Below are 24,649 nucleotides of genomic sequence, written 5' to 3' on the forward strand. Positions count from 1 at the left end.
GCCCATGTTCGCTCCTTTTCCCCATCCTATTTCACATGCTCCAAAGCCATGTTAGAGTTCCTTTTTCCTAGGAGCTTCATTTTGTGCAGGGAGAATATGTGGGCTTTAAGCCCTGAGGCATTACCCCAGCTTTCTTTTACACTCATGCCAGCTTTTTTTTCTGCTACTTGCAACGCCTATTACTCGAGCTTTCTTTCACACGAGAAGAATATGTAGGGGCATGCTAGAAGGGGTACTCCCCTAGCCCCTGCCCTCTGCAAGCTTTCTTTTTCAGTAGATTTTCATGTTTTTCATGTCTCAAGCCATGTTGCTCCCTTTCCTGAACTCCATTTATAGAGATGGATTAGCTGCTTTTAATAGCTCATTACTGGGGACTCATTTCATACAGGTAGTTTTGCTGCTTCCCTGACCATTATTAGAGCTTCATTACACATTAAAAATGTGTGCAGCCTTGTGTTAGGATTTGTTGCTAGAAGGCTTTTTTGTTAGTGCTGCATTGATGAAGGGATCTAGATCTCCATCTAGTACCGATGTTATGTTTCCAGTTTCTTCCCCAGTTCTCAAATCCTTGACCATGCGATATGGATGCATAACGTAGGATCTTATCTGATTACCCCAGCCTATCTCACATTTGTTCCCGTGCTCCAAAGCCATGTTAGCTCCTTTTTCCTGAAGCTTCAGTTCATAGAGGCGGCTCTTTAGAAGACTGTAAGCTTCAGCTCGGTTTTGGTGTTGAGACCTGCTATTTTGGCACTGTACCACCATGCCCGAAGGAATATGCGTTATCCGTACTGCGCTCTCGGTCTTATTGACGTGCTGTCCTCCAGCACCAGAAGCCTTATATGTGTCTATCCTGATATCCTTGTCTAATATCTGTATGTCAATGTTGTCGTCCGTTACCGGCGAAACCTCTACGCTTGCAAAACTTGTGTGACGCCTGGCAGATGAATCGAACGGAGATATCCGTACCAGTCGGTGTACGCCGCTTTCAGTTTTTGTCCATCCATAGGCGCGGTCGCCCAGGATTTTCACGGTCACCGACTTTAGTCCCGCTTCCTCTCCATCTATTTTGTCTACTATTTCTACAGTGAATTTGTGAAATAACTCAGCCCATCTAGTATACATGCGTAAGAGCATGCACACCCAATCATTGCTCTCAGTTCCACCAGCCCCAGCACGTATGGTCAAGAAGCAACTGCTGCCATCTGCTTCCCCGTTAAACATGCACTCAGCTTTTAGACGATTTACGCGCTTTCTTAACTCTACAAAATTTCTCTCTAGCTCTAAAAGAAACTCGCTATCATCCTCATCAGATGAGGAAATATCTAACAAAGTGCTCAGATCATCGCACTCGCGTTCAAGGTCAAGAAAAGAAGATAATAATTCAGAAACCCTGGTTCTTTCTGCCAACAGCTCCCTAGCATCTTCAGGGTTTTCCCACAACGATTCAGAAGAACACTTAGACTCCAGCGAAGATAGCCTATCTCTCAGACCATCTAAGTCAAAGACACCTCGCTACGGAAGCCAGATCTTCCGAAAGGACGGAAATTCCCTCAAGAATTAAAGACCTTCTAGACTGCATGAGAAAAAACCAAACTACATATACTACTAACTACGCTCTATTAGAAGTAAGCCCACTGAAAACCACATAGAAAACAAACAAGCAAAACAGTAGCTTTAACATAAATGCCATAGTTAGGAAACTGCCAACATATTAACAGATAGGGAGGAGAAAAGCAACACGCAAAGGTAAATATACGCGCTTACAAAATCATTCCTCCGTTTCAGGAAATTCAAAATCTCCTTCTATGCGCTGTACATCGTCATTGTCTTCCAGGTCTTCTAAGAAATTTGCTAATTTCGTACAAGCGTCTTCTGAAGCCAATTTAACTGTTTGTTTAGGTTTCCAGGATAGCCTTGCCACTTCTCCATCGGCAAACTTTTCGTACAAATTGTCTCTTACCTTACCAAAGTCAGCAACGTCGCATATTACCCTATAGAACTTACAGCCATCATCCTTGTATTCTTCGATATCTGTTGCTCCTAAAGCAGAGGCAGCATCAAAAAAAGTATCAAAATCCTCTATCTGTTCAGCCTTATATACTACCGTGCCAACATGATCAAAAAGGTAGCTTATACTTCCCTTTTCTCCTAACTTTCCTCCATATTTCGAAAATATGTGCCTAAGCTCTCCCGCCGTTCTGTTACGATTGTTCGTTAATGTATGCACTATAATCGCAGCGTTACAAGGACCGTACCCTTCGTAGGTTATTTCTTCGTAACTGTCATCCGCTGCATTGCCTTGCGCGCTACTCAGTGCCGCTTCAATCCTATTCTTAGGCAAATTTTCCGCTTTAGCAGCTGCTATAGCTGCTCTTAGCCTGGAATTAAATTCCGGATTAGGTGATCCAGAACGCGCTGCAATTATGATTTCCCTTCTCAGTTTTGTAAACAGCTTGGACCGCTTTGCGTCCTGAGCTCCTTTTCTATGTTTTATGTTCGAGAACTGTGAATGACCTGCCATAATACTCTTCTCTCCCCACTACAAAAGTATACAACCGTTACCTATGTCTGCGCCTTGTGCAACACTACTTTGGATAAGGTTGCACACAACACGTTACCAGAATCAGCATTTATATTCAACGAAAGCAACATTTCTTTGATTAGTTATATTGCCGTGTACCAGTAAAACCATATCTACAGACATTTGTGTAGATGCTTTAGCAGATTTCCTGAGCGCTTGTGTATGACATGTGCCAAGTTCAGGATTCCACATTCATCATAATAGTTGCCTATGATGTGCAGCGACATAGGTAGCCCATGCTTCGATATCCCGGAAGGTGCGGAGCAGGCAGGTAGACCCGCCAGACTTGCGGGGACGGTGAACACATCGCTATAGTACCTGTCTAAGGGTTTTAACTTCTCGTTCAATCCTATGAAATTCCTTGGCGTAGTAATGGATAGTACGTAGTCCACTTTCTTAAATGCCTCATTGAAGTCAGAAGCCACTTTGCTGCGCACCCTCTGAGCCTTATCGTAATACTCCTCATAGCATCCAAGAGATAGCGCATACGCTCCCAACAAGATCCTACGTTTTACCTCTTCTCCAAAATTTGTTCCTCTTGTGAGCTCATACATCTCTTCTATCGTTTCTCCTTCAACTCTTGCTCCGTACCTAACTCCGTCATAGCGAGCAAGATTAGAAGACGCCTCAGATGACGCTATTATGTAATATACGGGCAGCGCATACTTTACATGAGGCAGACTTATATTCACTATCTCAGCCCCGCAATCCTGCAAGTATTTGATATTTGCATCCCACATTGCAGAAACTTCCTCTTTTTCAGGATTATCAGGGATTTCACATTCCAAAGGTATGCCTATCCTTTTCCCCTTTATGTCGCCCGTTAGGCCGCTCAGGAAATCTGGAACATCCATCGGAAGAGATGTTGAATCCTTCTCGTCATGTCCGCATATGGCAGAGAGGACAATAGCAGCGTCCTCTACTGTGCGGGCCAATACTCCTGCTTGATCTAAAGAACTAGCAAATGCTATCATCCCCCATCTTGAACATCTGCCATATGTAGGTTTGATTCCGACAATACCGCATAGTGCGGCAGGCTGCCTTACGGATCCTCCAGTATCACTTCCTATTGCTGCTATGCACTCAAGCCCAGAGACTGCGGCACTTGATCCGCCTGATGATCCACCAGGAGTTAGATCTTCACCGTTAATACCCTTCCAAGGATTTTTCACCGGTCCAAAGCAACTAAAAGTATTTGCTGAGCCCATAGCAAACTCATCCATGTTCAATTTTCCTATCATACTTATATGCCTATCCAGAAGCCTTTTTGATACCGTGGATTCGTATGTGGGGACGAAGTCTTTCAGTATGGCAGAGCAAGCTGTGGTTCGCACACCCTTTGTACAAAAGAGGTCCTTTATTCCGATAGGCATCCCAGCAAGTGGATGGATATCCTCACCATTAGCGATCATCTTATCTACATTGTCAGCACTCTTGCGGGCGAGGTCATAGGTCTTTGTTATAAGCGCATTTAGCTGGCTCTTTTCCGCGGAGTCTATATACGCTTCTAACAGCTCGCGAGAAGAGAATTCTCTTTTCTTAAGACAAGCATGCGCTTCCAATATAGATAATTTGAGCAATTCCTTATTCATAGCAGATCAAAGTACACGATTGCGATGGGAGGTTAACATACTCTGCAGGCAAGGCAACTTAATTTAGCACCCGTATCTAACGCAACATGTTGAGATATGGCGAGTTAAGGTGCATTTGCGGAAAGTGCAACGTGCATTCACCGATAGCAAAGGTATGACGCACGACATGACCACTTCCAGGGAAACACGTGGTTAGCCGATACTCAACGGCCATGGTCCCAACGCAACATGATGAGACATAGTGGCATTAAGTGCATTAACGTGATGACAAGAGTTACTCCTAGAAAGTTGAAGTGTTATGCGGCTTGGGATATATAGGACTTGTGGTGGTAGTTGGGTCTGCATATGGTATATATGCCTCATTGGCCAAAGATTTTGGAGTTTAAGCCTGAGGGCGTCACCCTAGATAGGATTTCAGAAATTTTACGCAGGTTAGGTAACCCACAAAAGAGTCTTCCACCAGTTGTGCATGTTGCAGGTACAAACGGAAAGGGTTCTACTATAGCCTTTTTAGAGTATATGCTGCGTGCTGCAGGCCTTAGAGTGCATGTTTATACATCGCCACATCTTACAGAGTTTAATGAGAGGATTGTACTGAGCGGCACAAGGATATCAGATTCATACCTGTATGAGATATTGGAGGAATGTAGAATAGCCGTTGATGATAGTATGCCAGTGACATTTTTTGAAGCCACTACCGCTGCTGCACTGCTAGCTTTTTCGAGGATAAAGGCTGATATTTTGCTTCTTGAAGTAGGAATGGGAGGCCGGCTCGATGCTACTAATGTAGTAGATCCTATCTTATCTATAGTGACATCTATATCAATGGATCATGCGAGCTTTCTAGGCAATACAGTCGAGCTTATAGCCGGCGAAAAGGCAGGTATAATGAAAGAGGGAGTAACTTGTGTGTCTGCACCACAGGTTAGCTCTGTAATGAGCACTCTCGAGTATCACGCAGCTGAAAGGAAGGCCCCTTTGTACAGGGGAGGCGTTGAATGGTTCAGTACAAGGGACGGTGAAAATCTAGTTTTTAAAAATTCTATGAGTGAGTATAGATTTCCGCTGCCATCACTGTTGGGAGATCACCAAGTTGTTAATGCTGGAAACGCCATAGCAGCGTGTAGCATATTATCGGGGAAATTTGGCTATGAAATTTGTGCTGAAGATATAGAACAGGGTTTGGTTACAGCAAAATGGCCTGCCAGACTCGAGCAAATACGCTCTGGGTGCTTGCACAAGATGTTGCCACATCGTTGGCGGTTATTTCTCGATGGCGCGCATAACGTTGCCGGAGCTAAGGCGCTTGCAAATTGGATAAATACTTATCTAGAATCTAAAGAACTGTATGTCGTATTAGGCATGACAAAGGAGAGAGACGTGAGAGAATTCCTTTCTCCTTTAAAAAAGCATATAACGTTTTTGTGTACGGTATGCGTGAAATCGGAATACAAAGCGCAATCTGCTGAGGATATACTAAAATCAGCATTAACGCTGAATATTAATGCATCTGCTGAGAAAGATATTAAGTCCGCGATAGAAAAATTTCTTGTTGTAGGAAATACAAGCGTAAAAGCTACAGTGCTGGTTTGCGGGTCACTTTTTTTGGCTGGGGACATGATTAGAGAAAACGTTGATATTGATTGTCGATAGCTTATGCAGGTGACCGTGTATTGTGCATATGTTAAACGCTATGATATTTGTTAATGGATACTATGTGTTTGTACTATGACTATCAGAATAGGTACTAGGGGTAGTACGCTTGCTCTTATCCAGGCGCAAATTGTCGAAAAAGCACTGCAGAGTAAGTTTCCAGGGACAGAAAGCAGCATTGTAAAAGTCAAAACCACTGGGGATATCATTAAAGATAGGCCTCTATATGATATTGGAGGAAAGGGGTTATTCATTAAAGAAATTGAGGAGATGCTCATTAGAGGAGCCATAGACGTGGCTGTTCATTCTGTAAAGGATGTTCCTGGGTATTACTCTGAGGATCTGGAAATTCCATGTATATTACCTAGAAGCTCGGCTGCAGACGTTTTTGTTTCTTTCGAGTATAGCAATATTGCTTCTCTGCCCACTGGGTCACGGGTGGGTACTTCTTCTGTTAGGAGAAGGGTTCAGTTATTAGCTATGCGTCCAGATCTCGAAGTTGTTCCTATTAGAGGAAATGTAGATACCAGGCTCTCTAAGGTCCATAGGCGCGAATATGCTGGGATAATTTTGGCAGAAGCGGGGTTGGACAGAATATCGAAGAGGGAAGTTATAAGTGAAATACTGCCTACAGATGTAATGTTAGGAGCAGTAGGGCAGGGGGCCATATGCATTCAGTGCAGGAAGAGTGATGATGCGATGATTAAGATTCTACAAGAATTGTCGCACAAGAGATCTTTTATGGAAGTATTAGCAGAAAGAAGTTTTTTAAGGGCTGTTAATGGATCTTGTGATACGCCATTAGCCGCTAAGGCGCAGTATTTAACCGATGACTTGATGAATATGAAATGCATGTTAGCCGAAAACAATGGGCGTATGGTCTTTTCTGAGCGCACATTTCATGAGTGTGACGCTGAAAAAGTGGGTACTGAAATGGGTGAAGAACTGAAGGGACGCTTGTCATCCTAAAGAGATATTGACTTGCCTATTAGTATGAGTATGCTGGCACGCAGCATAACTTTGTGCTGTGTTGAAGATTCATAAGGTTGCGAAAACACGATGTCTTATGGTTCCAGATGGAATAACCTTCCAGAAGTAAGGGGATCCTGTAAGAAAGGATTTAAAATGCGTAATCTCGCGTGGATGGGCACGGGAGGAGTTGTAGATGTGTTCTTTTGCCCAAGTGATGAAGAGGATTTGGCACACTTCTTAGGCAATACGAATTTTACTGTACACACAGTGGGAATGTGCTCAAACGTTATCATAAGAGATTCTGCCATAAGGGGGGTTGCCATAAAGTTAGGGCGAGAGTTTGAAAACATAAGTCGTGATAGCTGCACAGTAACTGTAGGATGTGCATCAACACTAAGGGATGTGTCGTTATTTGCTATGGATAATGGAATTTCAGGATTTGAATTTTGCGTAGGCATACCAGGAACTGTAGGGGGCGCTATAGCAACCAATGCAAGTGCATATGGAAGCAGCATCCATGATTTGCTTCGCTCGGTTCGTGCAGTTAATAGCTACGGGGAAGTTTGCACCTTATCTCCCGATGATATTGCAGAAATCAACGATAAGGAAGGTGGTTTATCAAGAGGATGGATATTCACGGAGGCCACTTTTGAAGGTGTTCCTTCTGATGTAGAGAGCATAAGATCTACTATGAAGGAGATTACGCTGAAAAGAAGTTCGTCGCAGCCTGTACACGGGCGAGCCATGGGGTACATATTTCGCAATCCTGAAGGGGAGAAGGAAGCACGTGTGCTAATTGAAGAAGCTGGGTGCAAGGGTATGCAGTTAGGGAATGCGGTCATATCGGAGAAGCACTGCAACTTTTTTGAAGATAGGGGAAAAGTCACTTCAAGAGAATTGGAAAATTTGGGAAATAAGGTTCTTTCTATAGTAAGGGGCGTTCTTGGGAAAGATTTAGAGTGGAATATTAGATTTTTGGGCGATAGGTAATAACCCCAGAAACAGTGATAAAGCCTTCGTCCGTGTCTATAGGTATCACTTGGCATAATTTTGACATAGACTATGCGATAGTGAGGCGCTTATATCTGAAATGTGAAGCATGATTTGAATTGTGCGCAATAAATTAATTTCTATTTTTATAAGAAATTAATATTTAGAGTAATACAATCTAAACATAGTTGAGTGGTGATGTTTAAATATTCACCACACCATATTTTGTGCGGTGGCTCTGTACATAAGTGTCACCACAAAAGGGTTGTGATGCCGAAGATAAGTTTCGTGTCCTAGGACCTTATTGGCGCAGGAGTATGTATTCGCTTGTCGGAACTTTACCCTGGAGTTTGATTTTAACACAGGGCGCTGACCAGGTCCCTTCTGCTCTTAGCTAACTTTGTAAATTACAAGCTGTCCGCCGCTTGCGGTGGATTGTCTTTTTTAGCGTTTGAGCCTTGTATTCTCGTTGTTATTTAAAGGTTAGAAGTATGACAGAAAACAGTATGCGTACCCGTCAAAGTTGGGCTATTAATAGCCATGAAGATGATGCTAGAAAAGCTCTAAATGCCATTCTTCGAGGAGATGTTGAGGCTTTCAAGGAAAGTGTAGAAGATCTTCCACGTAATTACCTAGATGATAGAAAGATTGACACAAAAGGGAGAACCATGGTGCATTATGCTGCACTTTCTGGGGAAAAGGAATTTTTGGACATTCTTGATGAGAAGAAGTGCTCTTTGGACATTATGTTACCTGATATACAAGGTGCATGGGATACTCTCGGTAAGGTGAAAGAGAAGTATTTTCCTAGGGGTGTAGACGATGTAGCAGGAAACCCAGTACGTACTCAGGAATGTCTCAGGAATGCTCTTAAGGAATCAGAGAAATCTTTTGAGAGGGCTGCAGCAATTATATCTTTAATTCCGCAGGGTGCCGTAAATGCAGTTATGGGAGATGATGGCAAAACTCTTCTTCACCACTTGTGTGCCAAGGCAGGAGATATTGATTTCATTAAATACTTAATCGGTAGAGGTGCGTCTCTTAGTTCGGTAGATAAGGATGGAAACACTCCTTTACACAGTGCTGCATGTGCCACAGGCAAGAAAGCTGCCGAGAACATGAAGGCTCTTCTTGCTGTTTGTACTCCCGAGGAGCAGAACACTCAGAATGTTGATGGTTATACGCCGCTACATGCCGCTGTTTCTGCGAAAAACAGTTCAACAATGTATGAGCTGGTGAACGGTTCGACAGACATAAATGTTGCGGACGCTGCAGGTCAGAACGTTATGCACGTTGCTGCACGTAAGCTTTCTAACGCGGAGTTGGTAAAGTTTTATGGCAAGGTAAGGGAAGTTGTATATAACCGAAAGCCTGCACCTGGCGTTAAAAGTGGACTTGCGGAATGTTCAGAGGCTTTAAGTGCGCACGATGGTGTTGATAAGGCTGGTATTTCTCCAATTGCGTATGCTGCTAGAAGACATCTTAAATGCACAGAAGACATGCTCAGAGACTGTTTAAGTGAAGGTGCGTGGGAATATGATGTAAATGGAGAAGAGTCAAACGTGGAACTCTTTACCAAGAGCGCTAACGTTATAGGGGAAACGATAATTCACATGGCGGTTAGGGACACTGATAGGGCCCTTGGCGATTCTTTTTCTGAGTATGTTGTAGACCAGGCGTTCTCAAGATGTGGGGAGCATGTATTTGAAGTAAAGGATAAGGCGGGTAACACTCCTGTCCACACTGCCGCTATGCACGGTTCTCTAGATATCTTTAAGAAAGTATTAGAATACGCACCTGTAACAGCAGTTTCATCGCAATCATATACAGCAGGGGCTGTGTCAGGTATGCTGGTTTCTAACAGTGCTTCAAGCAAATCTGCGCTAGAAAAGTTGAAAGCTCTTGCTAATCACCACAAGTGTGGTGCAGCAGTAATCAATCAAAGAATGGCTGAAGGAGGGGATATCCCTCTTGTGATGGCCTATAAGACACGTAATGATGCTGCCATGAAGGTTTTGCTTGCGAGTCCTAATGTTGACGTTGAGGCGCAATCACGTGATGGGCTAGGTGTTTTCCATCATGCAGCTAAAGCCGGTGATAAAAAGGCACTTAAGGACTTTATTGAGAAAAGAGAAAAAAATCCAGACCGGAAAGGAACAGTATTTGCCCTTGATAATCCTGACGATATAAGTCCGGCTGTATATGCTATACGTGAGGCAAAGAGCAGTAGGATAGCGCTTCGATCTCTAAAGGTGTTGGTAGATATGGAGCCGGATCACGGTATGCTTCTCATTGAGGCTGCTAGGAGAGGCAGAAGTGATATAGTAGATTACGTTGCAAGGCAATGTCAACTTAACGTGAATAGTGTTTTGGTTTCGCGAGATGGGAGGCAGACCAATGCTCTAGCAGAAGCATTGGGGGCCGGTAATTTTAGACTGGCTAAGAGATTTATCGATCTAAACCGTGCTTCGGTAGCGGAAATTTTTGGTCGAGATACACTCATGACGGTGGCCATAGAAGGTGGGTGCTTGGATGGATATAGTGGTAAAAGTAACTTAAAGTACCTTGTAAAGCGTGGATTGAGTCTCAATGCAAATGTTCCTGAGGGGCAGACAAACCCATTAGTAGCTCTCATGAACAGGTACATAACTACTGGTCCTGATACTCATGACAAGGGCGTGAAATTGATAAAAACAGCGCTTTCTCTTGGTGCCGATCCTAATGCTGAAGATGCGCAAGGTAGTACGATTTCTCACATGGCTGTGAAGGCGAATTGTAGAGGTGCGCTAGATTGGATTGCCGGTAAGGGAGGAAGTCTTACTGTTGCTGACGCTAATGGTGATACTCCTCTGCACTGGGCTGCAAGAAGTGGCAATTTGAAGATGTTTAAAAGAATAATCAGATGGAACGCAGACACTCTAGTGCATGTTAATGGACAGGATCTCTCTTCCGTGCTGCATGCTGCGGCTAGGAGCCCAGAGGTAAGTGAGAAAGATCTTATAAAAATGCTAAAGGAAGCTAGGAAGTATTTGACGTTTCATTCGTTTAAGCAGCTTGTTAACGCGCAGGATCAGAATGGTACCACTTTGCTTCACTTGGCAGCAGAAAAGGGAAGTGTAGAGGTTTGTGAATATCTGATGACGAAACATGCTCAGCTTTCCGTCGTTGACAGTGAAGGTAGAACTCCGTGTGATCTCGTTCCCAAGGACTCACCCTTACGTCAAAAGAAATTATTTGCTCGTAGATCTACCTTTAAAGAAATGCAGCGTAGAACAGTTGCGCCTGCTGCTGGATTTACTCCCTTCACTGTGCCAGACAATATACCCCACACTGAGGGTAATACAGTTTGTATATGTGAGGGAAAGATATCTAGAAAGCTTTCTTTACAACAAAAGGCTCTGTCGCCATCAAGAAAGAATTCTGTGAGCAGCATTAGCAGCAGTGATTCTTTAAGTAGCAGCAGCGATTCTTTAAGTAGTACCACTTCTACACCATCAGATGCAGATTTCTACGATTTTGACGATTCCGACGATTTCGACGATTTTGAAGAAGAGGAGAATCTCTACGAGCAGCCGGATGTTGATCAAGAGATGGAAGAGCCAATTTATGAAAATATAGAGTACAGGCAAAATGCAGCTCGTGAAGAGTGCGTTGAGCAAGATGATGGATACTTAGAATTCACTGGTTCCGATGCGGAGGAGATGAAAGTACAACATGCAGAAGAAGAGCCTGCTGTACATGCTCCTGATAAAGGTAAAGGCGATGCTTCTCTCTCAGGTAATGAGAGCGGGTATGACTCAGATACGCAGAGTCATAGTGAGGAAGAACATTCAGTTCGTCCTTCTAGCGTCTATGACAAAATAAGCGCAAGCATGAGAGAGATAGAAAAGGACATAGACCTTAGGTTAGAGTTGCTTCAGAATGCTGAAGGTCTTAGAGGTGTGTCGTCATGCGATGATACCGGGGTTCCCGGTCCGGAAAAAGGGTCTGATAAGAGAGAGCTACAGACAGATGGTGTTGAACCGAGGTCTGAATCCATGGCTGAGGCCATTCTCAACAGTAGAAATGTCGCAGAACAGCAAGGAAGAAGAGGTAGCGTTAGTAGATAACAATGCGCAAGAAGGACGGAAGGGATGTATTTCTCTTCCTGTTCCTTCTTTTTTGCACATGAGCATCTATGTGTGATGCAGCAATAATTCATTATGTCGTGTGCTTTTTGAAGAAAATCAATCAGCGCTTTGCTTTGTCTGACCGTGCTTGCTCAATTTCCAACATTATGTTGTTTTATCGGGCAGAAATCTCTTGATATAGGGATAATAGTTTGCTAGGCTGTCAGGCGCTTTAGATATATGTGAGTGCGATATACACTATCGCGGGGTGGAGCAGTTGGTAGCTCGGCAGGCTCATAACCTGCAGGCCGATGGTTCGAGTCCATCCCCCGCAACCATCTACTTTAAGAAACATAGAAGGACGTGTGCCTTGCCGCCAAGGTTAATGTCTGTAAACTTCCTGATCATGTGCGAGTTATTTATATCTCATTGAAAGCCGGTTCTGACAGTAACCCATGCTCAACTTTTTGGTTTGCGATGCGTTTTTCTTCTCTCTCATGAGAATCAGATATCTTCCCGGCAGTGATATACGAATACAACGCTTTTGCAGGCTCATAACCTGAAGGCCTATGGTTTGAGTCCACGCCATTTATTTCAAGAAACATCGATAGCCAGTCGAATATCTTTTATTTGGTACAGCTTCCAAGTTCTGTGTGGTACATTGCTTTCGCCATATGGATATCTTTTTCTTGATGGTAATGCGCCTATCCACCGCAATCATTCGTTTCAAAACAAATCGATGGTTAGTTGATGGCAGGTTGTGCTCAACCTCTTCATCATATGAACTACATTGCCGAAAATCGTAGAAAGCTTAATATCTATTTGATGGCAAAATGTGTATCCGATCACCTGCAGCCATTTGTGTTTTAATGGGTATGTTGGGCTGCCGTGCGCTGAACCGTGTGAAAAGTTTCAGCTATATCAAGAAAAGTAGTGGCGTCCCACTTACTACCACATTGTTGTAGTCTCTACTGCCTCATTTATAGTCCTCCTTCCATTATAGGTGCCGGATACTATCGAAAGCCGGATATTTTTATGGTGATATGTACCCATGAAGGGCATGCATCCTTCTGATGATAATGGTGTCTCCAGCTTCCTGTGACCGGGTCTGAGGTGTTGTTTCATTCACTGAAGGGTAAAGTAGGTAACACGCACTTCTGCCTATATGAGCCAGTCCTGCTACTAGTAGAGACGCCGTATATCTTTTTATTTGTACGGCTTCTCAGTTCTGTGCGATACGGTGCTTTTATTCCTGCATAATTTACCATTCTTCACGACCATTTATTTGTACGGCTTCCCAGTTTGTGTGACACGTTACTGCGCACATTCATGGGATGGCTATTATTTCCTGACGGTAATAATGTGCACCCATCTCCCACGCAACCATCTACTTCAAGAAACATAGAAGGATACGCATTTTTCTGGGACAGTAATGGTGTCAACTTTCTAGGTAATGAACTGCATTGCCGTATGTTATCGAAGGCTAGATATCTTTGATGGTATGTGTATCTAATCACCCGCAGTCATTTATTTTGAGGCACGTTAGGCTGCCGTGGCCCAAACTGCGCGAAAAGTAGTGGCTATATCAAGAAAGGTTGTGGCATCCAACTTCCTGATCATATTGTGACACATTGTCGAAGCTTCATTGTCAGGCTACCGTGGCGCTGAACCGTGTGAAAAGTTTAATCCATATCAAGAAGGATAGAGTGACCTTAAACTTCTTTATCATATTGTGGCACGCTGCTGCTGCGTCACTAGTGGTATGTATACTTCTCGCAGTAAAGTGATAGTTACTTTTGCCTGATTGACAGTCCCGCCGTTATTACCACCTGATGGATATTTCTTATTTGGTACAACTTCCAAGTTCTGTATGGTACATGGCTTTCGCCATATGGATATCTTTCTTGATGGTAATGTGCCTATCTACCCAACCATTCGTTCTTAAAACAAATTGATAGCTAGTTGGCAGTAGTCCGTGTTCAACTTCTTCGTCATATGAACTGCATTGCGTAATACGTTACTTCTTCCTCATTACTCCCTGAGATACCTGCTGGATATCTTTTATTTGGCACAGCTTTTTAGTTCTGCGTGGTACATTTATTCCAAAACATACCAAAGAACGTGCATCTTTCTGGACAGATAATGGTATCCTCTTCTTGGTGATACGTTACTGCTACCTCATTTCTTCCATAGGAACTATGGAAAATATGTATAATCCTGCCGCTATTACATGCTTAGTAGCTTTTGCCAGATAAACCCTGGCAGAGGATGTATTAGGATCCGGAGTCAAGAAGCGCATGCTCGGGTCTTTGCTACCATGTCCCCAGAGTGTATGGAAAGTTTCAGCTATATCAACGAGAGCAAATGCTATCTTGTGAGGCTCAAAAGTTCTCACAGAAGACTGAACAATGGTGGGCCATTTTGCCAATAACTTTATCAGGGCTAACTCGGGTTCCGAAGATATGGCAGAGAAATCCACCTTTTCTATGGGTAGTACATCGGAGATAGTGCGAATCAACGAGCAAATTCTTGCATGAGCATACTGAATGTAGAATATTTGACTATCCTTAGACTGCTCACGCGCTGCAGCAAAATCAAAATCAAGTACAACATCGTTTCTGCGTGTGAGCATTATAAATCTCGTCACATCTCTACCAACATCTTCTATAACGTCTTTGATAGTGAGAAACTCCCCCTTTCTTTTTGACATTTTTACGGGCTGCCCGTTGTCCAGAAAGTTTACCATGTTGTGTAGCTTGACAGTTATGCTAGCCTGTCCATCACTCAACGCTTCTACAGCAGCGTTTATTCTCGATACATAACCCTTGTGGTCAAAACTGACCACTAAGACCATATTTGAGAACCCTCTTGAAATTTTATCGAAGTGGTACGCTATATCTCCCGCGAAGTACGTCCACGTACCATCATCTTTTTGAAGTGCACGGTCTGAATCATCACCAAAATCCATAGATCGAAATAGCTTTTGTACTCTCTGCGTCCATTCTACACCATCTTCAATACCCTTAGGCCTCTCTAGAGTTCCTTCGTACACTACTCCCTTTTTTTCTAAGTACTCTACGCACTTTTCTATTGTTTTTCTTTGCTGTAACTCAAGCTCAGAAGTAAAGATATCGTGCTCCACTCCCAAGAGTTCTAAATCTTCTCTTATTAGGTTCAATATGTAATCTAGAGTGAAGTCTCTTATTAATTTTTCTCTCTCAGCGTGACTCGCAAGATCATGACCATACTTATCAAACAGTGCCTGCGCTATTGGCTTAAGATACTCACCAGGATAGGGTATTGCGTGGGTGATACTCTTGCAATTCGCAATTTCCTCGTATCTTACGTATACAGACTCCACAAGTGATTTGATTTGATTGCCAGCATCGTTTATGTAGTATTCCTTTGTGACGTCGTATCCGGCCCATTTTAGCAAATTTGCAAGTACATCGCCGAATATAGCGCCTCTTGCGTGTCCCACATGTAGTGGGCCAGTGGGATTTGCAGAAACAAACTCCACATTTATTTTTTCTCCACGTCCTATATCAACCCTTCCGTAGTCTCTTGCAAACTTATTTACCGTTCTGATGACATTATGCCATACCTGCAAACTGCAACGAAAATTTATGAACCCTGGCGCTACGGTGTTTATCTCGTCTATACCTGGAATCTCGTTAAAAATACTTGTGAGACTTTTTGCCAGCTCCATGGGAGCTTTTTTTTGAAATTTCCCGAGGACAAGTGCAGCATTTGTGTATATATCACCGTAATTTTTCTCTACTGGCGGCAATACGACGATCTTATTCAATATATCTTCCGGTAGAGATGAGACACTGTCTACCGATAGAGAAATCCGCTTTATTATTTCATCGCGGAAATAACCGAATAAATCTGCGCAATCTTCAGGTAACATGACTTTATCAACTGGTTAATATAATAGGGTACGACTAGTGCAAAAAAACTAGTCATGTAATAAAGTATTTTTATGCTCTTGACAGCACTTTTCTTATGGTGTCTATACTGCAGTATTGGGACACGTGTTCAGTCTTATGCAATGGCAAGGTACGGGGATAGTAGTAGGAGTCAGAACGTACGGCGACACACGTGTAATTCTATCTGTCTTTACAGAGGATAGAGGTTTACAAAGAGGTTTGGCTAAATTAGACAAGAGAAAAGTCCAAGTGTGGGACTTTGTATCAGTGACTTGGAGAGCGAGGCTTCAAAGCAATTTAGGCTTTTTCTGCAATTGCGAGATTGTATCGTCCTATTTTCATACTTATTTTCAAGATAGAATAAAGATGATGTGCATATCGTCGCTAGCTTTGGTAGTTAATGAAGCTCTTCCTCAAAATGACCCACATCCCATCTTATATGCCCGCCTAGAAGAGTTTACCAAGGTTATAAATGGATCTGACTGGCAAGTTAAGTACCTAAAAGTAGAGTTGGAATTGCTCGCACAGCTAGGATTTGCACTGGATTTGTCGAGATGTGCTGTTAACGATTCTACCGATGAGCTATTGTTTATTTCTCCCAAGACCGGCAAGGCTATATCCAAGGCAGCGGCGGCTGGATATGAAGATAAGCTATTCCCATTACCGGAAATATTGAGCAATCTGTCTTGTGGGAATAGACATGTGGATTCTTGCTCCGTAGAAGAGTTTAACATCGGTATAAAGATATTGGGTTTTTTTCTACATAGGTATTTATTAACTGGCAATCGCAATTTTTTGGAATACAGAAGAATGATGGTCAAGATGTCTAAGTCGTACAGTGCATAGAGTGTGCGGCTGGTAGCGTGATTTATAGAAATTTATTTTGCTATTCACCATTCAGTGATTGTTATGATATAGACTGGAAAAATTTTGGAGGTAAACTATGGCACTACCCGGTGGTCAAGAACAGAACATGGGGCCAAATATAGCGAGTGTGCAGTCCTTACTTGATTCTACTCGCGATAGGACCGCTGGAGAGCATCAAGACGATGATAAGTCGGCTTTGGCTATAATGAATGCCATTATGGCCACTCCATCAGAGGCCTTAAAAAACGATATAGCGAGTAGTTTAGCCGGTGGAATTGAAAAAGCAGTTGTCACTGTAGGAGCGAATATCCCACTGCAGTTTAGTATTTTCGGTCCCTCCAAAGGTACCCTGTTCGGATTTCCTGCACTCATAGAGAGCATGCAGGGTGGTGGTGAACTAGGAGGAGATGGAGGGGGAGATATAGCTGGGCCCATAGGTGAAGAACACGATGGCATGCAGGACCATATGGAAGGTGGTCATGGTATGCATGATCCGTGGGATTTTAATCAGTATCCTCACGCGGACGAATCTATAGAGCATGCGGCAAGGGGAATGGAAGGCATGTCTTATCCTGAAGAAGGAGAGGAAAGAATGTATCAGCATCATTATTCACCTTCGCCTTCACCATCGCATGAGCATGTAGAGCACGACGAAGGAATGCAACGTTAATCTTCTGGATCTGTGGTCATGCATTCAAGTGCCCATAGCGCAGGATGCAGTAGCACATCAGATGTATCACAACGTAACTAAGGGGCATAAGCAGCATATAGTGCTAGCATAAGCAGTCACCTTTCTCTTTTGTTTATGTGATATCATATTGAATGACATACAGATGTAGCGGCTACCTTCTCAAGATTAGGCAGCGATAGAGTGTTGCTAGTTCTAGGAAGGGGGTGGCATTGTCGGCAGCATTACCTACCTTCTCAATGTAGGTAGTAACAAATTCAGGATCCAAGATGTCATGGCCCAGCGTGTGTGTCACAATATCATAAAGAAGGGACATACTAATAACTCTATAGTGTTCCTGTGTCTCTCCGGGTTCATGCTGCTTACTGCCAATGGCTGCTCCACTTATAGCAGCTACAGATTCAGCAACTACTCTTTCAGTGTTTTAGATAACCACAAATTCATGTTCATGGGCCGCAATATATTTGAGGCACTACATGTGTTTCACAATGTAACTAATTGATGTGCGAAAAATCTATAGTATCTGCAGTACGTGCTCCATGGTTACGCGATGTCATGTGTCTCACTTCTGATAGCTCCACTTATAGCAGCCACAGGTTCGGCAACTACTCTTTCAGTGTTTTAGATAACCACAAATTCAGGGATCTCATAGCCACGAGATGTTGCTGCATTACATATAGTATATAATCACGTAACTAAGGGGCATAAGCAGCATATAGTGCTAGCATAAGCAGTCACCTTTCTCTTTTGTTTATGTGATATCATATTGAATGACATACAGATGTAGCGGCTACCTTCTCAAGGTTAGGTAGCGATAGAGTGCTGCTAGTTCTAGGAAGGGAGGTGGCATTGGCGGTAGCATTACTCACCTCATATACCTCCTCTAAAGATGCCAAATGCCCTGTGGGCTCATGTGTCTCACTTCTGATAGCTCCACTTATAGCAGCCACAGGTTCAGATGTAGACAAAGAAGCACTATTTTCTTCTTGCGCTTGCACTTCATCAGATGTTGACGGAGCGCTATCACCTACTGCCAATTCAGTAGAAGGAGGTATGGACATTATGTACTTCTTTTCCGCTTTCGTAGCCTCTTCCCGAACGTATGTAGCAAGAAATATAATGAATGCACATGTTATCGGCACCATAAGAGCACATGCTAATGACATTTCGCCATATGTTAGAGCAAAACATATAATGAACGTAATGCTAGTGAGCGCTAATATCGGAGAAATGCGCACCAAGATGTAGTATATGATACGTGAAATAGAACGTGCCGAAAGTTGCTTAAGTGCGGAATTGCGTTCCCCACTACTGAGTGTTGATATTTTATATTTTTTGTCGCTACGAAGCTCTGGATCCCTCTCTCGACGTCTAGATGTTGGGCTTGGCAGTCTTGTAGACGACCTACCTTTAGTGGCAAGTGACGCAAAATGTTTATAATTTTGCTCTATATGGTCTAATAGAGCAGTGGGAGCAGCACAGTTATTTATAAATGAAGCATTGTTGGTGTCTAAGTACCCGCATATTCTCAAAAAATCAGGCGCAGAAAGTATAAGCTTTTCTGAATTGTGCAGAAATCTAGTGAACTGTATGGTTATCTTTACCATAAGTTCATCTTGTAAAAATTCCTCAATTTCCACTATCCTAGGCAATATGCTCTCAAAGGCAACTGTTGGAAGATCTCCCCTGCTCAGCTCTGTATTTTCAGGTAATTGTTTTACCCTGCTTGCTATAGCATTCTGTATTTGGATAGCGTAATGCTTGCTGCGCATCATAGCACAGTAGGTCCTAAGCTCTTCTATAAACGTTTCACAATCCAGGTGCCCACACAATTCCTGCAAAGAAGAGAAAATCTTTTGTATATCCTCCATAATTGCAATCTTTTTGTGCTTTGCGCTAAAGGTTGTTAATGGCTCATAGGTGGGCTTTATTTTTCCGCTGTCCACATGTAGCATATACAGCTTTTCATCGCCTAAGAGTATGTCTCCTCCATTTATAGTAGAGCCTGGATAAAGAATTAGATGCATCGCAGCTATCTTCTCAAGGTCGTTACTACCGCTGAATTTAGATGGATCAACATCTCCGTATACAGGCATGTCTATGCTTGAAACAAGTTTCTCCAAATCATCGCCCATGCCTCTTAAGATAATCTCCACATCTTTTTGGGTGGTAACCTTCTCCACTAAATCATCAGGCGCCTCAGGTCGTAACAACCTGCTTACTTCTTTGCGGAATTTTGTGCTAAATTTCAATAATACATTTATAGCAATTTCAGCGTTGTAGGCTATGTAATGTTTTTGTTCAGCAAATGAAGATAACTCATTTCTGGAATAAAAAAGCGCACATAACAAAAGATTGTTATACATACTTCTGAAAGTAGGCATATGGTGGGCTAAAACGCAAAAAATAGTCCTAATGGTTGAGGAGTCCCTTAGTGTTAAATCATGCATCGCTTCAAAAAATTTCTTGCGATCTCGGTTCGAGAGCGCAGCATAAAGTACATCATGCTCCTCTATGAAATACATCGCTAGCGGCTTATTCTCGTAGGAAAAGTCCTTATAAGCTTCAAAATGCTCAGAAAAAGATCCATACAATAAACTGAATGTAGAAGTATCGAGAAAAGCCTCATCTTTCGCTATGAGAGCTTCAATAGCACCAAATGTATATTTAAAAATGTACAGAGAATGATGCGCCCTTAGATATGGACGTAAAAAAGTGAAATCCTGCGTGTCATGATTCTTGCAAACATGTACAACTTCCGAAAAAGCTATCTCAGAATATGAACCTAATGATAAAAACTTACTTTCATATCCACTCCTTACCTGCTCATGCCTCTCTTCTGCCTTAAGAGCGCAACTAATATGATGCTCTGGGATGAGAACACTAGATATAGCATCGCAAAGCAGCTGATAGACGCCTTCTGCGTCAACTGTGCCGCTTGCATAGTAACTTGCGTGCTTTGCAGCCTGTGTTGAAAAGTTATAGAGATTATTTGACTTTGAGTCCAGTATAGAACGAAAAGCACATTCCTCAACAATGGATACACCCGACACATGCTCGCCACTCGCACCGCTTTCAGTGCTTCTTCTTATATCTCCACCCATTGTGTTTAAGTTAATAAATTCATTAACTAGATAATAACATCAATTAAAATGCAAGTGTATAATTTATTTACTTTTATTAAAATATATTGATAAATTTCATGATTAGCTGTACAGAGAGCCCTAAGAGGCGCAATTAAGGCGTGTATATATTAACATTTTAATATATAAAACAAAGTTTTCACATGTGTTATCGATGTAGTAGTGCTTTGCGTTAGTATTTTAAGATATGCGGGTGTATAATGCGCCCTAGAGCTTGTTGATGATCAGATTATCAGGAGCAAATATTTACATGGAAATGGAAGATGATATAAAACCATGCGATGTACGGCTTGTATGCAGTAGTTTTTATCATAGCGCAAAAAGAGCCAGAGTAAGGAGTGTTGGTTGCCCCTTAGTGTAGTGGGGTAGTGCGGTTCTTTCCTTATAGAAAATGCAATATTTCAGAGTATTTGAGATTGGCTACACATGCTAAATTCGAGGATTGTGCCAATGTTAGATAGTATTTATCTTTTTGTACTGACTTTTTATAGGGCTATTTTTTTTTACAGGACACTTAATAAGCAAATCATGTAAAGAACCCATTGTGTCCAGGTAGTGGCGGAGGAGTATTATGCGTACATTCGTGTACTGCAATATTATAAGAGGCCACAACCTCTCTAGCACCTAGATGACAAAGTGAATTTAGAGACAATGAGGATCTACATCAAGCAAACAGGACTATATTAAAAAAAAAAGTAAAATTCTTAATATTATTCTGAATCTCGTAGGCAGCTATCTATGACGATCATATGTGCTATCGAAAGTTGTATGGAGATTACAAGTGGCAATTCAGCTGTATAAGCTAAATACAAAAAATAAATTTATTAATATGATTGCTTCAACAACACTGTGAATTACAGCGCAGGACATTACTGTAGCTGCCTTAAAATGTGTTTTTCTCATAGGAGACGATGAAGTTATATCAACCCAGAGGCTGCACAACAACCCATGTAAAATTCAGGACTACAAGTTGTGACAACCTCTAGTCATCGATATACTAAAGCAAAACTTAAGTGATCTTCAGTGAGAGGAGAGCAGATAACCCACTTTGATAGCAGCTTACTGCTCCCCGTTATGTTTATAAAAACGAGCGCCTCGCAACTTCTTGTTCCGCGTCTTGGCAAGCAGACGCTAAGATTACATCATCCAGTGCAGCAATAGCTTCCCGCTCACCGCTCTTGTCTTTTATAAGATCTTCTTCTCGCTGAGGTGTCTTCTCGCTAGTTTCTGTTACTACCTCATGCATGTTCTGCTGCTCCGCAGCATCAGAAACGACTGGCACACTTCCTTCCTCAGCGTCACAGGATTGCATATCCGCAGCAGACACTTTACCCTCTGATTCAGAACCAGTACCGCTGATCACCTCTCCTGCTTCTTCAGAAGCAACAAAGATACAGTCGTTAGCGGCAGCTTCAGACACCACTTCCTCATGCACATCATCATCCTCTACAGATGCGATATTGCAGCACGGTTCCTCGTCCGTTTCTTCTTCAAAAGGATTAAGCGAGCCAGGACTCATGTTTTGAAGCCCTATACCATCCGCTTCATTTTCCTGTTCCACTTCATTTTCCTGTTCTGCAACATGAGCGTTATCTCGCAGCAAGACCTTCGCGTCTACGGCCTCCAATATAGCCTTTCTCAACTGTGTCAATGCTACACTATCATGCAGAAACTGCGAACTACCACATACTACAAGAAGTGCACCAACCATGAATGATAGGCCCACAACTACAAAATCGTACCACAGTGTTAAACTGGGGGCCACTGTACCAGCTGCTGCCGCAACGCCACTTTTAAGCGGGAACAGCGCATCAAGTAAGAATGCTAAACACAGAGATACTATAGCAACCGCTAGGCAAACGGACGATGATCGTACAAGCTGCCGAGATTTCCTCAAGTCATAATCGGACACGGAGTGCACAAAGTAAGCAGAAGGCAAACAATCTTCTTGTTCATCAATGGCATTCACGCCGGTGCGCTCATCATAAGCAATGGCCCTGGCAACCTTCACAGATTCTACAAACCTGTCGTAAACAAACCCAATCTGCTTTAGCATATACACACATGCAGTCAGCGGAAGGCACACGCCACCTATAGCTGCAGCCAAATAACCAAGCGCAGCAACGGGTACAGTCCCCATAGCGACGCCGTAAGCGGCAGCAACAAACCGAGCAACTAAAAGAACGGTAGCAGCAGCAGAGAGTATGGATGCAAGAATCCACATGACAACCATTCTTCTTGTGTAGAACCTGGCACCCATCTTAAAGCGCGTCCAGGTACTCAGTTCCACATCATATTTGTCCAGCATTCTCTGCGCTATGGGAACAGAATACAATACACCTCCCATAGTATATATAGCGGTGATAGCACTTCTTACGCCACGTATGACTTCTCGGCAAAGTTCAACCTCTCCGAAACGAGAATACATATCATCCGCCAACTCTGACAATCTTTCCGTAGCCGTAAGAACGCCAGCAATCTGTGCAAGATCATTAAGACTGAAGAAGGTATCAAAAATACCACTATCAATTCCCCGTACATTCTTCTTTACTTTTACTTCCACCATAAATTCTGTCTACCCCCAAGTTCACACACACACCACAGCAAACAAACACACCTACGAAGTAGCCTATATACCTTTCGCTCTACCTCGTACGGAATCTCGCATCAATAGCCCCACTCACTCGAGCAACGAATGAATCTTCAAGCAAAGGACCATACACACGCCCACTCTCCTCTCCTTTTTCTTCTTTCACCTTTTGAGCATGAAGCTGCTCCTCAACCTTGACCTTGTTCTTAAGCTTGGAATTCGCAGCGGAGCGAGGACACCCACTGCAGTTCTTACTACAAAGCTTCACACCGGCGCGAATAGGAGCACTATCCACACTATCATTGCGGTACACGCTGGTGACATCTTTTTCACTTCCAGAGGCTACATCACCTTCGTTCGCCAGATCCGACAGAATATCCTCCAGGAGGACAACTGGCCTAGAAACAGAGGGCGGCCTACCGGAAGAAACCTTCCTACTAAGAAGCATCGTAAAAGAACGAAGAACACGAGGAGCAACAGCATTTAACATAAACTAATACCAATACAACTATAAGAAGTGCAGGAGATCGCACTCCAACCACTGCGCACGATCTCCCAACAAAATTCAAGCTCTCTAAAACGAGAACCCACAACACCTTCTGCCAACTTTGTCAGCCCTTCCATAGCAGTAAGGACACCAGGAACCTGTACAAGATTCCTGATATTGAAGGAGGCATCAAAGACACCTCCACTACTCCTTTGTCCTTTTACCTCTGCCATGAATCTCATCCACCTCCAAAGTTCACACACCGCGAAGTAAGCTATGATCTATGCGATCTACTAGCAGTACCCACATACGAAAGCGGCACCTCCTGCACCAAGAGCAGAGAACTCACACCTTCGCGCTTACGAATGATCCTGAAACCCGAAACACGTCCACACTCAGGGCACCCATCGCGCTGCGCGCTGACCAAGTTCGAGTACAGATTTTTTACTACAGGTATATTACTACCCTTGCGACTTACCGATCTTCCAGTAGCGCGAAGAGAGTCATTATCTACACTTTCACTGCGATGCACATCAGCAACATATTTTTTGCTTATAGGTATCCTACTACCCTTGGAGTTTGCCGGCCTTCCAACACTAACAATAAGAGAGCCACTACCAACACTCTCGTTGCGACACACGCCAGCAACATATTTTTTCACAGGTATCTTACTACTTTCGCAATTCATCGGCCTTGGCTCTGCGCCAGCAACACGAAGAGAACCATTACCTACACCACTCTTGTCATGGCGCATACTAGCAACAACATCCTTTTTATTAGCAGAGCTCTGGCCATTTTTGCAACTCACCTGCTTTTCATTGCTAACACTAGGAGAGCCACCACTTACACCTGTAGTACTCGGCGTGCTCGCAACATCCTTTTTACTAACAAAACTCTGGCCATTCTTAGAATTCGCTACACCACAGGCAAGAAGAGAACTACTACCTACACCACTTTTATCGTGGCGCGCGCTAGCAACAACATCTTTTTTGCTTACAGAGCTTTCACCACTCTTGACAATTACCGGCCTTGCAGCACCAAC

General features: G+C 43.1%; 16 protein-coding genes and 1 tRNA gene. 7 read left to right on the forward strand and 10 right to left on the reverse strand.

Going from position 1 to position 24,649, the window contains the following annotated elements:
- Positions 1–456 precede the first annotated feature (456 nt).
- The 3 genes from prfB to gatA form a co-directional block, all read right to left on the reverse strand.
- Positions 457–1,582 (reverse strand): peptide chain release factor 2 gene (gene prfB, locus R4I06_RS01735; protein WP_334413774.1). Its coding sequence is split into 2 segments (ribosomal slippage): positions 457–1,515 and positions 1,517–1,582, totalling 1,125 coding nucleotides; the frame shifts between segments, so codons are not numbered across the junction.
- 189 nt (positions 1,583–1,771) lie between these two features.
- Entirely contained in the window at positions 1,772–2,524 is a 753-nt protein-coding gene (locus tag R4I06_RS01740) for a YebC/PmpR family DNA-binding transcriptional regulator (RefSeq protein WP_334413776.1), read from the reverse strand.
- A 173-nt stretch (positions 2,525–2,697) separates the two neighbouring features.
- Positions 2,698–4,176, reverse strand: a complete 1,479-nt coding sequence (gatA, locus tag R4I06_RS01745; RefSeq protein ID WP_334413777.1) for an Asp-tRNA(Asn)/Glu-tRNA(Gln) amidotransferase subunit GatA — start codon at positions 4,174–4,176, stop codon at positions 2,698–2,700.
- Between the two features lie 345 nt (positions 4,177–4,521).
- Here gatA and R4I06_RS01750 point away from each other — a divergent pair, with 345 nt between their 5' ends.
- From R4I06_RS01750 to R4I06_RS01770, 5 genes are all read left to right on the forward strand, one after another.
- Positions 4,522–5,829 carry a bifunctional folylpolyglutamate synthase/dihydrofolate synthase gene (locus R4I06_RS01750; RefSeq protein ID WP_334413778.1) on the forward strand — a complete coding sequence of 436 codons (1,308 nt, stop codon included), beginning with the start codon at positions 4,522–4,524 and terminating at the stop codon, positions 5,827–5,829.
- 75 nt (positions 5,830–5,904) lie between these two features.
- Positions 5,905–6,798, forward strand: coding sequence for a hydroxymethylbilane synthase (hemC, locus tag R4I06_RS01755; protein WP_334413780.1), 894 nt, complete (start codon positions 5,905–5,907; stop codon positions 6,796–6,798).
- A gap of 90 nt (positions 6,799–6,888) precedes the next feature.
- On the forward strand, positions 6,889–7,791 hold the full coding sequence (gene murB / locus R4I06_RS01760) for a UDP-N-acetylmuramate dehydrogenase (protein ID WP_334413781.1): 903 nt from the start codon (positions 6,889–6,891) through the stop codon (positions 7,789–7,791).
- Between the two features lie 491 nt (positions 7,792–8,282).
- Positions 8,283–11,900: an ankyrin repeat domain-containing protein gene (locus R4I06_RS01765; protein WP_334413783.1), complete on the forward strand. Its 3,618-nt coding sequence runs from the start codon at positions 8,283–8,285 to the stop codon at positions 11,898–11,900.
- Positions 11,901–12,162: 262 nt separating this feature from the next.
- Positions 12,163–12,238: transfer RNA gene (locus tag R4I06_RS01770), tRNA-Met, on the forward strand.
- An 81-nt stretch (positions 12,239–12,319) separates the two neighbouring features.
- Here the strand turns inward: R4I06_RS01770 and R4I06_RS01775 are convergent.
- Both R4I06_RS01775 and argS read right to left on the reverse strand, forming a co-directional pair.
- The gene (locus R4I06_RS01775; RefSeq protein ID WP_334413784.1) at positions 12,320–12,505 is read right to left on the reverse strand and encodes a hypothetical protein; all 186 of its coding nucleotides are present in this window, start codon (positions 12,503–12,505) and stop codon (positions 12,320–12,322) included.
- A gap of 1,568 nt (positions 12,506–14,073) precedes the next feature.
- Positions 14,074–15,813 (reverse strand): arginine--tRNA ligase, encoded by a 1,740-nt coding sequence (gene argS / locus R4I06_RS01780; RefSeq protein ID WP_334413786.1) that lies wholly within the window; start codon positions 15,811–15,813, stop codon positions 14,074–14,076.
- Positions 15,814–15,937: 124 nt separating this feature from the next.
- Between argS and recO the strand changes: the two genes are divergently transcribed.
- The gene (gene recO / locus R4I06_RS01785) at positions 15,938–16,678 is read left to right on the forward strand and encodes a DNA repair protein RecO (protein ID WP_334413788.1); all 741 of its coding nucleotides are present in this window, start codon (positions 15,938–15,940) and stop codon (positions 16,676–16,678) included.
- 97 nt (positions 16,679–16,775) lie between these two features.
- Complete coding sequence (locus R4I06_RS01790; protein ID WP_334413790.1) at positions 16,776–17,369, forward strand: hypothetical protein; 594 nt, start codon at positions 16,776–16,778, stop codon at positions 17,367–17,369.
- 779 nt (positions 17,370–18,148) lie between these two features.
- On the opposite strand, the gene R4I06_RS01795 is transcribed toward R4I06_RS01790, so the two are convergent.
- From R4I06_RS01795 to R4I06_RS01815, 5 genes are all read right to left on the reverse strand, one after another.
- Positions 18,149–20,440, reverse strand: a complete 2,292-nt coding sequence (locus R4I06_RS01795; RefSeq protein WP_334413791.1) for a hypothetical protein — start codon at positions 20,438–20,440, stop codon at positions 18,149–18,151.
- Positions 20,441–21,608: 1,168 nt separating this feature from the next.
- Positions 21,609–23,096 (reverse strand): hypothetical protein, encoded by a 1,488-nt coding sequence (locus tag R4I06_RS01800; protein WP_334413793.1) that lies wholly within the window; start codon positions 23,094–23,096, stop codon positions 21,609–21,611.
- A gap of 79 nt (positions 23,097–23,175) precedes the next feature.
- Entirely contained in the window at positions 23,176–23,610 is a 435-nt protein-coding gene (locus R4I06_RS01805; protein ID WP_334413794.1) for a hypothetical protein, read from the reverse strand.
- The gene (locus R4I06_RS01810; protein WP_334413795.1) at positions 23,604–23,840 is read right to left on the reverse strand and encodes a hypothetical protein; all 237 of its coding nucleotides are present in this window, start codon (positions 23,838–23,840) and stop codon (positions 23,604–23,606) included. Before R4I06_RS01810 ends, R4I06_RS01805 begins: the two co-directional genes overlap by 7 nt.
- 41 nt (positions 23,841–23,881) lie before the next feature.
- The coding region (locus R4I06_RS01815; RefSeq protein WP_334413796.1) for a hypothetical protein at positions 23,882–24,649 on the reverse strand (768 nt) is incomplete at its 5' end.

The organism is Anaplasma bovis, from assembly GCF_036903315.1.
Taxonomy (GTDB): Bacteria; Pseudomonadota; Alphaproteobacteria; order Rickettsiales; family Anaplasmataceae; genus Anaplasma; species Anaplasma bovis.

Bases quoted from the DNA above. Each gene is read 5' to 3' on its own strand.
- R4I06_RS01740 (WP_334413776.1), bottom strand. From the start codon at position 2,524: ATGGCAGGTCATTCACAGTTCTCGAACATAAAACATAGAAAAGGAGCT.
- gatA (WP_334413777.1), bottom strand. From the start codon at position 4,176: ATGAATAAGGAATTGCTCAAATTATCTATATTGGAAGCGCATGCTTGT.
- R4I06_RS01750 (WP_334413778.1), top strand. From the start codon at position 4,522: ATGGTATATATGCCTCATTGGCCAAAGATTTTGGAGTTTAAGCCTGAG.
- hemC (WP_334413780.1), top strand. From the start codon at position 5,905: ATGACTATCAGAATAGGTACTAGGGGTAGTACGCTTGCTCTTATCCAG.
- murB (WP_334413781.1), top strand. From the start codon at position 6,889: ATGTCTTATGGTTCCAGATGGAATAACCTTCCAGAAGTAAGGGGATCC.
- R4I06_RS01765 (WP_334413783.1), top strand. From the start codon at position 8,283: ATGACAGAAAACAGTATGCGTACCCGTCAAAGTTGGGCTATTAATAGC.
- R4I06_RS01775 (WP_334413784.1), bottom strand. From the start codon at position 12,505: ATGTTTCTTGAAATAAATGGCGTGGACTCAAACCATAGGCCTTCAGGT.
- argS (WP_334413786.1), bottom strand. From the start codon at position 15,813: ATGTTACCTGAAGATTGCGCAGATTTATTCGGTTATTTCCGCGATGAA.
- R4I06_RS01790 (WP_334413790.1), top strand. From the start codon at position 16,776: ATGGCACTACCCGGTGGTCAAGAACAGAACATGGGGCCAAATATAGCG.
- R4I06_RS01800 (WP_334413793.1), bottom strand. From the start codon at position 23,096: ATGGTGGAAGTAAAAGTAAAGAAGAATGTACGGGGAATTGATAGTGGT.
- R4I06_RS01805 (WP_334413794.1), bottom strand. From the start codon at position 23,610: ATGTTAAATGCTGTTGCTCCTCGTGTTCTTCGTTCTTTTACGATGCTT.
- R4I06_RS01810 (WP_334413795.1), bottom strand. From the start codon at position 23,840: ATGGCAGAGGTAAAAGGACAAAGGAGTAGTGGAGGTGTCTTTGATGCC.